Raw genomic sequence first — 16,841 nt, forward strand, 5'->3', positions numbered from 1 at the left:
AAAAACGGAACGCTGGCTAACCTGATTAAAGCGACTGCCAATCCATCAATACAATCCATCAATGCATTCCATTGATACGATAGGCAGTCATGTATCGGCTATTGTGGGTCGGCCATGGTAGTTTTAAGAAGGCTTGCAATGTTCGCCGCTTTTGGCTTAACCAAATAGAACTTACGAACATAGTGCTCAAAGTCGTTCAGAATAGTCTGACCCCATGCACTGCCTGTTTTATCTACATGAGCTTCAATCACTTGTTGCAAATGAATGCGATGCTCTTCTGTTTGCTCGCTTGAAATACGGTTTAGATCGATTAGCTCATGGTTGCAACGGTCAAAGAAGTCGCCTTCCATATCGAGTACATACGCAAAGCCACCAGTCATACCAGCCCCGAAGTTGAGTCCAGTACGGCCAAGAATCGTGACGATACCGCCAGTCATATACTCACAGCAATGGTCGCCTGTGCCTTCGATGACTGCATGTGCGCCAGAGTTACGGACGCCAAAACGCTCACCTGCAGTACCAGCAGCATATAGCTTACCGCCAGTTGCACCATAGAGACAGGTATTACCGATAATGGCCGTCTCTTGTGCCATAAAGTTTGAGTCTTTTGGCGGATAAATCACAATCTCACCGCCTGCCATACCTTTACCCACATAGTCATTGGCATCGCCTTCAAGCTCGATATTTAAACCGCCAGCGTTCCATACGCCCAAACTTTGTCCTGCAGTACCAGTTAGACGAAGCTTGATTGGCATATCGCTCATGCCAAGGTTGCCCCAGACTTGCGCAATCTCACCAGAAATACGAGCACCGATAGAGCGGTCACAGTTACCAACGAAATAGCTATAATCGCCGCCTGCCCCTTTGCGAATGTTCACAAGCATATCGCTAATCATCTGCTCAGCAAGCAAGCCTTTATCAAACGGCTCGTTACGCTCAACCTGACAAGTTTGTGCTTTGCCTACACTGGCTGGGTGACTAAATAGCAATGGCGTTAAATCAAGATGACGCTGCTTGTCCGTATTACCTTCTAAGATATCGAGCAAGTCAGTACGACCAACCAGCTCTTCCATACTACGAACACCTAACGCTGCCAACCACTCACGCGTCTCAGTTGCGACAAACTTAAAGAAGTTAATCAGCATTTCTGCTTCGCCAATAAAATGTTCATCACGCAGCTTGGCTTTTTGAGTAGCAACACCTGTTGGACAGTTGTTTAAATGGCAAATACGTAGGTACTTACAACCAACTGCAATCATTGGCGTGGTACCAAAGCCAAAGCTCTCTGCACCCAAGATAGCAGCTTTTACTACATCCAGTCCTGTTTTTAGACCACCGTCAGTCTGGACACGTACCTTATCACGTAACCCATTCACTCGTAGGGACTGATGAGTCTCAGCCAAACCTAGCTCCCATGGTGAGCCTGCATGATGGATAGACGATAGCGGAGACGCTGCCGTACCACCGTCATAGCCCGAGATAGTAATCAAATCGGCATAGGCTTTTGCAACGCCTGTCGCGATCGTACCAACACCTGGACGTGAGACCAATTTAACCGATACCAATGCATCTGGATTGACTTGTTTTAAATCAAAAATCAGCTGTGCCAAATCTTCGATAGAATAAATATCATGATGCGGCGGTGGTGAAATCAAGGTCACACCTGGCACCGAATAACGCAAACGTGCAATCAGCGCGTTGACTTTACCACCAGGTAGCTGCCCACCTTCACCAGGCTTGGCACCTTGGGCTACTTTAATCTGCATGACTTCAGCGGAACGAAGGTAGGCAGGCGTGACCCCGAAACGACCAGAGGCAACTTGCTTGATCTTTGAGTTGCGCAATGTGCCATAACGTGCAGGATCTTCACCGCCTTCACCAGAGTTTGAGCGACCACCGATGGTATTCATAGCCATCGCAATCGATTCATGCGCTTCAGGAGATAGCGCGCCTAGTGACATGCCAGCTGAGTCAAAACGCGTCAAGATTTCAGAGATATCTTCTACTTCATTGACATCGATACTGTTGTCAGTTTTCAGTTGCAACAAATCACGTAAAGTCGCGACCGGACGGCTATTAACTAGATCAGCATAATTACGGTAATTATCGTAATCACCAGTACGTACCGCGGTATGCAGGCTGTTAATCACATCAGGGTTAAAGGCATGGTACTCTTTGTTGAAGACAAACTTGAGCAGACCGCCCTGATCTAGAGGAGCGCGTCGCTTAAACGCATTGGCAGCCAATTGTGCTTGATCAGCTGCAAGGTCGGCAAAGGTAGCACCTTTAATACGACTTTGTACGCCCTTAAAGCATAAATTGACGACTTCTTCTGATAGGCCAACCGCTTCAAACAACTGCGCGCCGCGATAAGAAACAATGGTAGAGATACCCATTTTTGATAAGATTTTTAGCAAACCTTTATCCAAGCCTTTGCGGAAATTAACACGGGCTTGAATTGGGTCACCAAGTAGCTCACCAGTCGCGACCAAATCATCAATGACATCATATGCCAGATATGGATATACACAAGTTGCACCAAAGCCAATCAATACTGCTATTTGATGCGAGTCACGGGCCAGACCTGTTTCAATGATTAAGTTAGCATCGGTACGAATACCTTGCGCGATTAGATAATGATGCACAGCACCAGTCACCATAATGGCATTGGCGGGTACTTTGTCTGTATCGATATCTTTATCAGACAAGACAATCAACGTATTACCCGAGCGAATGTTATCTGCCACCTGCTCACAAATAGCCACGATAGCATCAGATAGCTCTAAAGTACGGTCATAGTTCAGATCAATGCGAGCCATCTTGAACGCTGGATCATCCAAAGTTTCAAGCTGCTGCATCTTGCTGGCTGACAATACTGGCGATGACAAAATAATACGATGAGCATCTCTCGCAGATGGCGCAAATACGTTAGTCTCAGCGCCTAAACAAGTCTGCAACGACATCACGATTGATTCACGTAATGGATCAATTGGCGGATTAGTCACCTGTGCAAACTGTTGGCGGAAGAAATCACCGACATGGCGGATTTGCTGCGACAGTACAGCCATTGGCGTATCGTCACCCATTGAGCCGACTGGTTCTTGACCATTTTCAGCATTAGGGCGAATAATTTCTGTGCGCTCTTCATTGGTGATGTGATACATCTTTTGTAGCGCTTTTAGCTTATCACCGCGGCACGCTTGCGTTGCCAACGTCTCTTCTAGACGTTCATCATCACGAACACGCGTTGCTTCTTCACGCAACCATTTACGATATGGATGCGCCGTTTTTAGTAAAGTTGCAATAGCGGTCGTATCTAGAATTTGACCAGTCAACGTATCAATGACCAGCATTTGACCAGGTCCAACGCGACCTTTTGCTAATACATCTTGTGGCTCGTAATCCCAAACACCCACTTCTGATGCAACAGTGATATAGCCGTTCTTAGTGGTTACCCAACGTGATGGGCGCAGACCGTTTCTATCGAGCATACAGACCGCATAGCGTCCATCTTGAATGACTAGACCTGCTGGACCGTCCCACGCTTCCATATGCTGTGAGTAAAACTCATAAAACGCGCGCAGATCCATGTCCATGCTATCAACATTCTGCCACGCTGGCGGTACCAAAATAGACATCGCATGGAACAGATTCATACCACCAGACATAAGCACTTCAAGCATATTATCTAAGCTAGATGAATCTGAACCGGTACTATTTACAAGTGGTGTCAGCTCATTCAAGTTAGGCAGTTTGTCTGATTTTAGCTTTGGCGTACGAGCTTTAGACCAGTTGCGGTTACCTGTAATGGTATTTAACTCACCATTGTGCGCAAGATAACGGAATGGCTGTGCCAATGGCCAGCGCGGCAAGGTATTGGTTGAGAAACGCTGATGGAAGACTACGATATGTGACGCCAAACGCTCATCTTGCAAATCCAAGAAAAACGCTGGTAAATCTGAAGGCATTACCAAGCCTTTATAAATAATGGTCTGACAACTCAATGAACAAACGTAAAATAGCTCATCATCCGTCAAACGCTGCTCTGCTTTTTTGCGTGCAACAAACAGCTTACGGTTGAAGTCGTCAGCAGCCAAGTCATCTGGTGCATTAACAAACACTTGCTTAAAGTCTGGCAATGTCTCACGACCAATCTCACCAACAATACTCAAGTCAAGTGGTACATCACGCCAGCCAGCCACTTCTAACCCTTGGGCTGTAATCTCATCGCTTAATACTTGTTGGCTATGCTTGGCTTTATCGCTATCTAAATTCACGAACACCATACCGACAGCAAAGTTGTCCGTAATGGCAAATTGCTGCTCGTCAGCAATCTGTTTAAAGAAATCGGTAGGCGTCGCTAATAGTAAACCACAACCATCACCAGTTCTACCGTCAGCAGCAACACCGCCGCGATGTGTCATACAACTTAAACTATGAATGGCAGTTTTTACCAAATCATGGCTCGCTTCACCCTCAATATGGGCAATTAGGCCAAAACCGCAATTATCAGAAAAATCATCTGGCGTGGCCAGGTGTGTTTGTGAGGAAATCATTGACATAGCTTGTCCTTTTAAGTAGACGGGCAACTTACATTTCCAATGCGGAGTATAAGTTGGTACCCGTAAGCAGAACGGGCTGATAGTGGATATTCGTGTGTTCGAATTGGCAAATAGTGCAATGCTCGATAGACATCATACTCTAAGAGAAAGTAAAACCCTTGACCCTCCTGGTCATTAGCTGATGTCTTGACATGTGGTCCGTGTATCAAAAGATAGTAAGTAGCAGCCCTTGGCAACGGGAGAATCTACGCCCTTAAATGCCAGTTACTCAATCAGTGATATCTAATGCCATTCATTTAAGCATCATTTGTTATGTTGTCATGTCTAGCATTTAGAGCTAAACATACAATGACTTAATAACGGTGCATTTGTTTATCTTGAATATCTGACGCTCTGTATTCAAGCACTTTGTTTACCCTAAAAAGAGTGACAATAAGAGAGGTTGCGTCACTTACGTTAACCTTATTATAGATAGTAAGTAACTGCGCTTGAGACAATAATATTTAGTAAAGAACTCTAAAAACCACGAAAAAACTACTAAATAGTTGTTAAATAGACATTTTTTACGATAACTATACAGAACGTCGCCCACAGTTATATTAGTTAATGATTGTCGAAAAATCTAGTCTTTTCTATCGATTCATTAGCCATAAATTGTAAGAGGACTTATTACTATTGGTTATAGGACAAATAAAACTGTTATTAAAATTTTAATGCGAACAATATAAATGACAGTTAGCAAAAGGCTTTGATAATATTTAACAGTAGTAGCTTACCGCTTATTATGACGATGGAATGATTTCGTATAACGCTAAAAAAACCCACTAACCAAATCGCTAGTGGGTTAAATTAATCAGACAAAAACTAATTACTCTTATCTTCTATTAGCGCTTTTATACTGTCGCTATTATTTTTGGGAGGATTTGCGTTAGCACTTTTGCCATTAGCATTTGAATTATTATTTGTGCTATTAGGGGGCTTAGGCGTTGGCACGACTGGTGGCTTCTTACTGGTACTGCTCTCCGCCGGTGCCGCAGGCTTTTTATTTTCTGGCGCGGACTTACTTGCGTTGTTTTCGTCTTTTGGCGATGCTTCAGATATTGTCTGCGTCTCACCACCAACCGTACGCTCTTCACTAACAGATAACGTGGCAGAGGTATCTACCGACTGACGAATACTCTCTTGAGGACTGCTACCATTAGCGCTTTCTTGGTTACCTCGATTACTGTTAGCACTAGCTGCTTGAGCAGCGGCGTCATCAGCTTCTTCTTGCAAACGAGCAGGCACTTCACGCTTGGTAGGTTTTAAGTCGACGGCACGTGTACGTTTTGTACTCAAATCTTTTACTGGATCAGGACGCTCATAATTATCAATGATACTGACATACCGACTAATCTCTTCTGGCAGTACACGTACGTTTGTAGGTAACTTAAAGTCTATTAGCTTTGCGGCTCCTACTGCTTCTTGCGGGCTACTCATAATCCCATAAGTCAGCATATAACGGACTTGTTTTTCATCATCAAGATAACGGAAATAAGCAAATTTATCACGATCTTGACGGCCTTCTAAGTAACTAACAATCACATCATTTTCAGCGACATTCATTACTTGAACAGTCCACTTGCCTTTATTAGCTAGCAGATAACGCTTGTCTTTGAACTCGTCCGGATAATCGCGCAAATCTCGAATCGTTGCATCAAAATTAATCGGTTGCACATCCGTATCTAACTCATGCAGCGATTCAACTTTTAGTGGTTGCTCAAACTCTTCATTCAAAATCTCTGGCGCTGATATTGGTGCATTCTCAATTTTGGCACCCATGGCTGGCGTTTGACTAAACATCCATACTAACGCTGTGACTACCCCTAAAAGTAGAGTCACTATTAGCCAAATCAGTGCTTGACGACTGTATGATTGGCTAGCAGTACGCGTTTTTGTTTTTGATGTTGCCATGAGGCGGTCCTTGGTAAACACATGTTTTACAGCATGATATAGATGCTTATTTAAACAGAGGTACAGCTAACCAGTCGGCTATAAGTACGAGATTTTAGTATAAATATATAAACGATAAGTTCTTGAGACGTTACGCGCTATGTTTTGACAAAACTTCATGCAATAGTTCGCCGTCAAACTCATTAGTCATTACCGCATCGCCAATTGATTTTAACAAAATTAGGCGGATTTGTCCGTGTTTCACTTTTTTATCGTGTCCCATTAAATCTAAAGCAGTGTCTACATCGATAGCTGGTGGCGTAATAGGTAAGTTTGCCAATTCCAAAACACGCTTAATACGTATAACTTCATTATCAGTTAGCCAGCCAATCTTTTGCGATAGCTCAGCTGCTTGTACCATACCAGCCGCTACTGCTTCGCCATGTAACCAATTGCCATAGCCTTCATGTGTTTCAATCACATGACCAAAAGTATGACCAAAGTTCAATAGCGCGCGCACACCGGACTCTCTTTCATCTTGTGCCACTACATCGGCTTTGTACTGACAGCAGCGCTTTACAGCTTCACCAAGTACTGCCAAATCAAGCGCCATCATTGCAGGCAAGTTTGCCTCAAGCCATGTTAAAAAGACCTCATCCATGATAAGGGCATATTTAATAATCTCAGCCACTCCAGCCGATAGCTCACGCGCAGGCAGTGTCTTAAGCGTACTCATATCAGCAAGCACCATTTGCGGCTGCCAAAAAGCACCAATCATATTTTTACCTTGCGGATGATTGATACCCGTTTTACCACCAACACTAGAATCCACTTGTGACAATAGCGTCGTTGGAATTTGAATAAAATTGACACCGCGCATAAAGCTAGCAGCAGCAAAACCAGTCATATCTCCAACCACACCACCGCCAAGGGCAATAAGTGTCACATCGCGATTGAAGTGCTCTGTCATCAGTGCATCATAAATCTGATCAATACTTGCCTGGTTTTTGTATTGTTCACCGTCTGGCAGTACGCACACCTTTACCACAAACTGTTCTGCTAGCTCATCTTCTAATGCTTTTAAGTATAAAGGTGCCACAGTGTCATTGGTGACGATCAAAACTTGACGACCACTGATATAAGGCGTGATTTGCTTTGCCATACTGCTATGTTCGGTCGCAGATTGTTCAGTAATAACAATAGGATAATCATGACTTTGCGTATGAACTATTAAGCCATCATGAAACGGCATTACCATGTGATACTCCTAAAGCATTTTCGATGAGGTAAAAGTAATTGAGTCTGCATATCAATCGTAGTTGCCAGTCTATTACTAGTCTTCTTGGTGCACCGATGAGTCCGTAGTGCAATCGACGAATGATTCTAGCTGCTGCATTAATTGATTGACCATGTGGCGTGGGTACGTGTGACCAGTAGGCATAATAATATGGGCGACTTGGCGATAGAGTGGATCGCGCGCACTGTATAACTCTTGCAATATTTTTCTAGGATTAGGCTGCTGTAATAATGGTCGAGACTTGTCTTTAGAGGTACGTGCCAGCTGCACCTCGACAGGTGCATTAAGATAAACGACGATGCCACGCTGTTTTAGGAACTCTCGGTTTTCAGCACACATGACTGCACCGCCACCGGTCGCCAATACGATTTGAGAGTTTTGGGTCAATTCATCAATGGCACGCGTTTCACGCTCACGGAAGCCTGCCTCACCTTCTTTGGCAAATATCCAAGCAATGTCAGCACCTGTCTGCGATTCAATATACCAATCGCTGTCTACAAAGGTGCGACCTAACTGCTTGGCAAGCAGTTTTCCGATTGTCGTCTTCCCTGCTCCCATCGGACCCACTAAAAACACCGACGGTAATTCCTGCCCCATAATACTTACTCAGCTAAATTAGGTATGATACAACGTCATTGTTATTCTGGCTAGTAATGAGCCGTGATTATTGTGAGTAAAATTTAGAGCACACTATTTATCAGTACATACATAGATATTGCAGCTAGAAAACCACTAGTGTCACGCATAAAAAAAGCAAGCACTATGGCTTACTTTTTTTAGCAATCAGCTAAACAATTTATGATTAGTTCAGACGACTCGTACCATCATTAATAAGCTTTGGGGTCACAAAGATAAGTAGCTCTTCCTTACTATTACTACGTACATCACGACGGAATGCACGACCGATATAAGGCAAGTCTCCTAGGAAAGGCACCTTATCTACGCCATTACTAGTGCGATTTTTAAAGACGCCGCCTAATACCACTGTCTGACCATCTTCAATAATAACATTGGTTGATATAGAATCCTCAGAGATAGCAACCTGATTATTAATGATTGTCGGCGTGCCGTTGGTAATGACCAATTGCAAACCAATTTTACCATCAGGTGTGATATTTGGTGTCGCTTCTAGACTTAATGCAGCCTCTTTAAAACTGGTTGTCGTCGCACCACTGGCTGATGCTTCCTGATACGGAATCTGAGTACCAGAAGAAACTTTTGCTGTTTGCTTATCTGCGGTTAAAATCTTAGGTGTAGAAATAACTTCACCACGGTTGTCCGCCTGTAGTGCTGACAACTCAAGATCGAGCATCACATCAGACATACTGAGCAAACCAAAGGCAATACTACCTGCTGGGTTAGAAACGCCTAAATCAACGTTTAGGTTATCAGGACGAGTAATGTCATAAGAAGGATAAGAAACGGTTTGACCATTGACCGTCGTCGTCTCTACATCAAAATCTTTCAAATCCCATAAGGTTTGATCGCTACCGCCAACCAATAAGCTACGGTTGTTGGCAGCACCATTTGACAAGATACCCCAACGAACACCAATCTCTTTACTGAAGCTATCAGTTGCACTGACGATACGTGCTTCGATCATGACTTGGCGAACAGGTATATCAATTTTGCTGATTAATTTATGGATGTTTTCGATACTGTCAGCAACGTCTTTGATAATCAAAGTATTGGTACGTTCATCAACTGTTACCGTACCACGATTGGATAACAATGTATTATTATCCTCACGATTTGCGAGGCCACTACTATTACCAGTCGCGCCGCTACCTTGCGAAATAAGCGTTAAGACATCTTGTGCTTTTGCATAGCTTAAACGAATGTACTCAGTACGCAAAGGTGCGTAAGATTGAACAGCTTGCTGCGCTTCTAGTTCACGTGCTTCTTGCTCAGCCAGCTCAGTAGAAGGCGCCACCAAAATCACATTACCATTTTCACGCTTGCCTAGATTTTTACTTTTCAAAATAATATCGAGGGCTTGATCCCAAGGAACATTAATCAAACGCAAAGTGATGTTGCCAGCAACAGAATCACTTGCCACGATATTCATCTCAGTAAACTGCGCCAAAATATCTAAGACACTACGAACCTCAACATCTTGGAATTCCATAGATAGCGGTTCGCCGCTATAGACTCTTTCTTCCAGCGTTGGCTCACGTAACAGCTCAGGTTTTTTAATACCAATATTTAACTGGTTACCTGATTGGTAGGCTTGATACTCATAATCGTCATTCATGTTAATGGTAACGACGCCATTCTGTCCTTGGTTTTTGGTATCAATACTACCAACAAGACCACTGTTAATATTCAATCGGCGCAATAAATTTCTCGGAACCGTACTACCAGTCAAACGTACGACAAGCTTATTACCTTGGCGCTGCACATCTACTGGAATAGCTTCGTTGGCAAGTACCATACTGACATTACCGCCACCATCACTGCCTGCTGAAAAATTGACTGCGCTTAGCCCATCATAGCTATACTGCTTGCTTACTTGTGAAGCTGCTAGTTGAGGGTTCAAAAGCGGATTGACTCTGACCACCATCGTGTCAGCTGGTACTTCGTTCTTCACAACAACCTTGCTCGTGGTACGTACAGGTGCTACTGGTACAGTAGAACTCTCAACAATAGGCGTAACGACAGCGGTCGTTGTCATACTATTATTGTTATTAAGTACATCTTGAATCGGGTCGCTGGTAATGACAGGACGATTAGGGTCAGTGATGGTCAGCAATAAATCATTACCTTCAATCGCTGTCGTATAACTTCCTGACTCTTTTAAACCAACAATAAGGCGCGTGGTACTGTCACTACTTAGCGTAGTAACGTCATTAATCGCACCAATGTTATATTCGTTAAAGCGGCTAGCAAGCCCATTCTGTACTTGTTCGAAATCTAGGACTAAGCGACTAGGATCATCAAGCTGATAGGCTGCAGGCAATACTGGCAATCCTGTAAATCCCAAACGCATTTGCGTCACTGCAGGTGCGGTCTGTACTACAGAGACATTATCAATGCGCTGTGCAGCATGAGCACTATTAGTCACAGCCACCATACTGACTGCCAGTGCTGAAATGGCAAAAGCAGAAGACATGCGGTTGCTCATCATCATTACCTTGTTATTGCGTACTGTCATTATTTATTCCTCAAAAAATCTGCCGACTTAGCTTATAGGGGATACCAGCGACTGGGGTTTTTCTACAAACCCTGCGCGGCTATCTGGCACAATTTCAATCAAGTTAACCTGGGTCGGCGTGATTTCAACAATACGGCCGTCATTCAATCCAAGATAATCGCCTACTTTAACACTCGCAACCGAACCATCAGGACGTTGTATCAATGCATATCGCTGACCTTCGGGCGAAATCACCACACCTCGGAAGACCAATTGCGACAGTTCATACTGCTCAAGCGGTTCTTTGATTCTGTTGATATCTGGTCGTACACCATCTATAGGAGTGGTCGGGCCTTGCACATTGACTAAACTCGGTGGTAAAAACGGACTACGTTGCGAGCTTGCGCTATATACAAAATCTTCTACCAGCTCGGCTTTAGGCGGCGGCTCAATAGGCTGTGCAGGCTGGTTGCGGATATCGGTCATCGCTTGCTCTGCCATACCTATACGGTCACTACACCCAGTCATAGATAAAACAGCGACACTTAAAACCAATAGCATAGGCATTCTTTGGATATTCATTAGTTGCCTCCTGCATTTGCATTTGTATCAGTAGCAGCGGCTTCATCACCTTCAGGAGCCGCTTCTTTAGAGCGATAAGTCTTAGTTTGCAAGACTAGATTAAGCTCTGGCAAAACATCTAATGTAGGCTGCGGGTTACTGACTTCAAAATCATGCATCGTAATAATTCGAGGCAGTGCGGCAAGGCCACTGATAAAGCTACCAAACTGATGGTATTCGCCTAACGCCGCAATACGTATTGGCTGCTCAATAAAGAATTCGTTTTCAATTTCAGGTTCTACTGAAATATCTTGGAAGCGGATATTACTACCAACGCCTGTCATGTTTATACCTTCTACCAATTCTGACACACGTGTATCTTTTGGCAACTGATCTAATAAAGTATTAAATTCAGTTTCCATTTGGACAACTTGCGCTTGATACGCTTTTAAATGACGTGCGCGAGATTCTTTTTCACGGTAGCTATCAAGTAGAGTTTGTTGTTGGCTTTCAGCCGCATTGATCTCGTCAATTTTGCTGCTGATGGGTAATGCCCATGACAATGCTGCGATAAAAGTGATGATAAGACCAATCACTGTCACCTTTACAGGTAATGGCCAACTGCCATAATTTTCTGAATCTAGCGACTCAAAACTACGGCGAAACTCATTTAAATCGAATTGCTTTTTTGGCTTTAAAGCAGATTTTTTGGTTTTAGAGAGGCTCTTTTTGCGGATAAGCTTCATAACGCACCTCCTAGACCAGTATCGGTATCAGTAGCAGTCGGAGTTTCCGACTGTACTCTAGTCGTTACTACAAACTGTACGTAACTGTCTTCAGGATAAACAGGTCGCGCCTGCTCACCAGTATTAACCGTATTATTGAGGACTGGAGCAGCCTCATAAGCGCTAATATTCTGCTGAATGTTACTTACTGCTGAGTTGCCCATCCATTTACTGTTATCAAGGTTACGAATCAGGCTGGACACAATGTTTGGATTGTCCGCTAAGCCTGTCAAAGTTAGCGTATCACCTTCACGTTTAAGGTTATTTAGATAAAGTGCTGGTGGAATAGCTTTAGCGAGATCATCCCACAAGCGTACAGGTACAGGACGTCGCCCCTGTAGATCTTGAATAACTTGCATGCGTGAAATAATGTCTTCACGGCGCTGCTCTAAACTGTCAATCTCAGTCAATGCGGTGTCTAAGCGAGTGTTTTCTTGTTCGATTAATGCATTGGCATCAAGCTGCTCATCAAGTTCATTGTTGAAATAACTCCATGAAGCAAAGGCTGCTAACAAGGTGAGTAACGTCACCGCCACTATTAAAGTCATAAACTCTTTGTTACGACGTTCACGCTCTTCTTGTCGCCAAGGTAAAAGGTTAATACGAGCCATTAGTCAAAGCTCCTTAACGCAAGACCGCATGCAGCCATTAAGCTTGGCGCATCAACCGCCAGTTGCTCATTATCGATATTTGGCGCAATAGTCATATTGGTAAAAGGGTTGGCAACACTGACAGTTACACCCAGCTTTTGTTGTGCCATACCAGCGAGACCTGCAATAGAACTGCTGCCTCCTGCAAGCACCACATGATCGATACTGCTATATTGACTTGATGAGAAATAAAACTGTAAAGAGCGAGTGATCTGTTGAATGGTATTTTCTATAAAAGGGGTCAGTACTTCAGGATAATAATCATCAGGTAAGGTACGTTCGCGTTTACTCAATGTCGCTTCTTCTGCTGATAGGCCATAGCGATTTTGTATTGCCTCGGTCAGCTGAGCACCGCCAAACAACTGCTCACGACTATAAATAAACTCGCCATTCTTAGCGATATATAATGTGGTCTGATTGTGGCCAATATCTACCAATGCTACTAGTTCTGGTACATTCGGTAGGCTATCTACCATCAATCCAAACGCGCGCTCGATTGCATGAGACTCGATATCCATAATTTTCGTTTGCAAGCCACCAAAGGCCAAAGCATCGACACGTTGGTCGACGTTCTCTGAGCGAGAGGCAGCAAGCAACACCTGAACCATATCTTCACTAACCAAAGACGGTCCTAATACTTCAAAATCTAGATTGACGTCTTCTAATGGATAAGGCACATACTGGTCAGCATCCAAACGTATTTGCGCCTCACGCTCAACATCGCTGAGTGTCATATCCATATCAATGATTTTAGTAATCACCGCAGAGCCAGAAACCGCTGTCGCAGCATTGCTACCCGCGACTTGGCAGCGTCGTGCCAAGCTCGTTATAATATTACCAGCAGCTTCTGTATCTACTAGAATCTTATCAACCACGATACCTTCCGGTAGTCTTTCAATACCATAAGATTTTAGGTGGAACATGCCTTGCTGACGCTGTATGTCAACCAACTTTACTGAAGTGGCACAAATATCCACGCCAATCAAATGTCGACTTTTGGAAGTAAATAGCCTCACTAGCTCTATACCTTATATTAAGTGTACAATCTGGTAGTTATTTGTAATAATTCAATACAATACTTTACTTAATTGATAGATTCAAGCATTTAAAAATATATTAAGGCCAACTTACACATTTATTATGACCTGCCTATTTTGTTCAATGTATAATAATATTGTCTGCTACAAATTCTAACTAATAAGTCTTATTATGGCCAAAATAAATGCTACCGCTCGTCTCATTCGCTTTTTGGTGGGACTCTTTATCGCTTGCCTAGCATTGGCAGTTGTTCTAGCACTTGCTGTACCTATTGGTTTTTATGGGATGGCCATGTATCTATCGCCGACCCTACCTAGTACGCAAGAAATTAAAACGGCCAAATTAGAAATGCCATTACAGATTTATAGTAGTGATGATAAATTAATCGGCCAATACGGCAATCGTTTATCTTTACCAGTTAGTTTTGATGAAATTCCTGAAGATTTAACCCATGCTTTTTTAGCGGCCGAAGATGCTTCTTTCTTTCAGCATAGCGGAATTAGCATCAAAGGTCTTGGTCGCGCTGTCACCGAAGCAGTCACTGATGACGATGGTCAAACCGGTGGCTCTACCATTACGATGCAGGTCGCTAAAAACTATTTTTTAAGTCCAGAACGTACTTTAAACCGCAAACTAACAGAGTTGTTTTTGGCGCGGAAGATCGAAGACGAACTGAGCAAAAATGATATTTTGACGCTATATGTCAATAAAATCTATCTAGGCGAAGGTGCCTACGGCATTCGTGCTGCGGCCAAAAAATATTATAGTAAGTCATTAGACAATCTAACTATTGCTGAAATGGCGATGTTAGCAGGTCTACCAAAAGCCCCTTCTAAGTATAACCCTGTTGCAAATCCTAGCCGCGCATTGACTCGCCGTAACTGGATCGTTGGACGCATGCGTGAGCTTGGCTATATTACCAAAGCTCAGTATGATGAAGCGGTCAACTCCCCTATAGGTATCAACCTATATAAAGAAAAGCTCGATGTAAATATGCCTTATCTGGCAGAAATGACGCGAGCTTCTTTGGTCGAACGTTATGGCGATCAAGTCATGCACGGCGGATGGCGCGTACGTCTCACAGTAGATAGTAAAGCACAAACAGATGCAGAAGCAGCAGTAGTAACAGGCTTAATTGCCTATGAGCATCGCCATGGTTGGCGCGGGGCTGAAGCAAATGATGAGCCTCTCGAAAACTTCCGACGCTACAGCAATATGTCTCCTGCCAAAGTGACTAAAGTCAATTCTCGTAGTTTTAATGCAGTCCTACAATCTGGTGAAGAAGTGACCGTTAATTGGTCTGGTATGAAATGGGCACGCAAATATATTTCTGCCGACCGTATTGGTTATTACCCTAGCAATGCCAGTCAAGTTGTTAAGAAAAACGATATCGTTCGTGTGATACCTACTTCGAATGGCAACTGGCAACTAGGTCAAATACCTAAAATTCAAGGCAGCTTGGTCTCGTTGAATCCAGAGACTGGTGCTGTCAATGCATTGGTCGGTGGCTTTGATTTTAACCACAGTAAGTTTAACCGTGCCTTGCAAGGATGGCGTCAACCTGGCTCAACCATTAAGCCACTTGTTTATACGGCTGCTTTAGAGAAAGGTTATCGTCCAGATACCATCGTGTCTGACCGAGCTATTCAAGTAGGTGACTGGAAACCGAAAAACTCTGATGAACGTTTCTTAGGTGATATCACTTTACGTCGTGGTTTATATTTGTCTCGTAACCTTGTATCTATTCGCTTGTTACAAGCGATCGGTATCTCAAGTACGCGCAACCTATTAGATGAATTCGGTCTTGATAAAGAAAAGCTACCAACAACCTTGTCATTAGCACTTGGAGCAGGACAAGCCACCCCTTTACAAATGGCCACGGCTTACTCAACTTTCGCGAATGGTGGTCATCGTGTCCAACCTTACTTTATTGAACAAATTTACAATTATAAGAACGAGCTGTTGTTTCAGGCAAATCCACGTCAAGCATGTGCACTATGCTTTAACGAAAAACTTGAAAAGGTTAATAGCAGCTTAGTTGAAGATTATGAGAAGTCAATTGAAGCGCTTGATGATAGCACTAATGAAATAACTGCCGATAATTCATCATTAGAAAACAATGATGTTAGCGAAACAACAGATAAAGAGCTTGATTTAACGGTATATAACGCAGGTCCACAGTCAGACCGCCTAAAAGCGCCAGCCGTACAATATGTGAGGGCCAAACAAGCACCACGCATCCTGCAACCTAGAGTCGCTTTTGAGATGGCCGATATACTACGCGATGTAGTCCAACGCGGTACAGCGGTAAGAGCAAAGGCATTAGGTCGCAATGATATCGGTGGCAAAACTGGTACCACTAATCAGGCTAAAGATGCGTGGTTTGCTGGGTTCCATCCTACCAATGCGACAGTAGTATGGATGGGATTTGACCAACCATCTACTATGGGCCGCCGTGAATACGGTGGTGTAGCAGCGCTGCCAGTCTGGATGGATTTTATGAAGGCTCAGCTCAAAGACACGCCAAGCCAATGGGTATCTATCAATAACCGCTCAAAATCCAGAAAGCAACAGCAAGACATTATAGAAATGACTAATGATGGCATCCTAGTTAATGATGGCGCCAATAAATCAGCAAAACCAGTCAAGACTCAAACCCAGCAGCGTAAGCCTTCGGTTCCAGAGCCTACTGAGGAGACGAGCACTCCACCATCAACGAAACCAAGTAGCAATCGTAGTGATGACAGCGTACCAGAAAATCCATTAACGGTGACACCCGTTGAAAGTATGCCTCCGATGCCAGAGTAAAAAACAAAACTATTTTTAGTTAATAAGAAAAAGGCTTATTCAGCAATGACTGAATAAGCCTTTTTTACGCGCTGT

The 16,841-nt window shown here is 43.6% G+C and carries 10 protein-coding genes; 1 reads left to right on the top strand and 9 read right to left on the bottom strand.

All coding sequences use genetic code 11. The annotated features are described in order from the left end of the window. Nucleotides 1-98 precede the first annotated feature (98 nt). The 9 genes from gltB to pilM form a co-directional block, all read right to left on the bottom strand. Nucleotides 99-4,562, bottom strand: a complete 4,464-nt coding sequence (gltB, locus tag AK824_RS11510) for a glutamate synthase large subunit (protein ID WP_057761696.1) — start codon at nt 4,560-4,562, stop codon at nt 99-101. Nucleotides 4,563-5,426: 864 nt separating this feature from the next. Continuing rightward, nucleotides 5,427-6,515, bottom strand: coding sequence for a hypothetical protein (locus AK824_RS11515; protein ID WP_057761698.1), 1,089 nt, complete (start codon nt 6,513-6,515; stop codon nt 5,427-5,429). A 130-nt stretch (nt 6,516-6,645) separates the two neighbouring features. Further along, nucleotides 6,646-7,752 carry a 3-dehydroquinate synthase gene (gene aroB, locus AK824_RS11520; protein ID WP_057761700.1) on the bottom strand — a complete coding sequence of 369 codons (1,107 nt, stop codon included), beginning with the start codon at nt 7,750-7,752 and terminating at the stop codon, nt 6,646-6,648. A 75-nt stretch (nt 7,753-7,827) separates the two neighbouring features. Continuing rightward, nucleotides 7,828-8,388, bottom strand: a complete 561-nt coding sequence (aroK, locus tag AK824_RS11525) for a shikimate kinase AroK (RefSeq protein WP_057761701.1) — start codon at nt 8,386-8,388, stop codon at nt 7,828-7,830. Nucleotides 8,389-8,593: 205 nt separating this feature from the next. Further along, nucleotides 8,594-10,945 carry a type IV pilus secretin PilQ gene (gene pilQ / locus AK824_RS11530; protein ID WP_057761703.1) on the bottom strand — a complete coding sequence of 784 codons (2,352 nt, stop codon included), beginning with the start codon at nt 10,943-10,945 and terminating at the stop codon, nt 8,594-8,596. Between the two features lie 27 nt (nt 10,946-10,972). Then, complete coding sequence (locus AK824_RS11535) at nt 10,973-11,506, bottom strand: pilus assembly protein PilP (protein WP_057761705.1); 534 nt, start codon at nt 11,504-11,506, stop codon at nt 10,973-10,975. Then, the gene (locus AK824_RS11540) at nt 11,506-12,231 is read right to left on the bottom strand and encodes a type IV pilus inner membrane component PilO (RefSeq protein ID WP_057761708.1); all 726 of its coding nucleotides are present in this window, start codon (nt 12,229-12,231) and stop codon (nt 11,506-11,508) included. Before AK824_RS11540 ends, AK824_RS11535 begins: the two co-directional genes overlap by 1 nt. Further along, nucleotides 12,228-12,881, bottom strand: a complete 654-nt coding sequence (locus AK824_RS11545) for a PilN domain-containing protein (RefSeq protein ID WP_057761710.1) — start codon at nt 12,879-12,881, stop codon at nt 12,228-12,230. Before AK824_RS11545 ends, AK824_RS11540 begins: the two co-directional genes overlap by 4 nt. Further along, nucleotides 12,881-13,936: a type IV pilus assembly protein PilM gene (pilM, locus tag AK824_RS11550; protein WP_057761712.1), complete on the bottom strand. Its 1,056-nt coding sequence runs from the start codon at nt 13,934-13,936 to the stop codon at nt 12,881-12,883. Before pilM ends, AK824_RS11545 begins: the two co-directional genes overlap by 1 nt. Nucleotides 13,937-14,129: 193 nt before the next feature. Here pilM and AK824_RS11555 point away from each other — a divergent pair, with 193 nt between their 5' ends. After that, nucleotides 14,130-16,766, top strand: coding sequence for a penicillin-binding protein 1A (locus AK824_RS11555; RefSeq protein ID WP_057761714.1), 2,637 nt, complete (start codon nt 14,130-14,132; stop codon nt 16,764-16,766). Nucleotides 16,767-16,841 lie beyond the last annotated feature (75 nt).

Origin of the sequence: Psychrobacter sp. P11G3 (genome assembly GCF_001435845.1) — a bacterium.
Lineage (GTDB): Bacteria > Pseudomonadota > Gammaproteobacteria > Pseudomonadales > Moraxellaceae > Psychrobacter.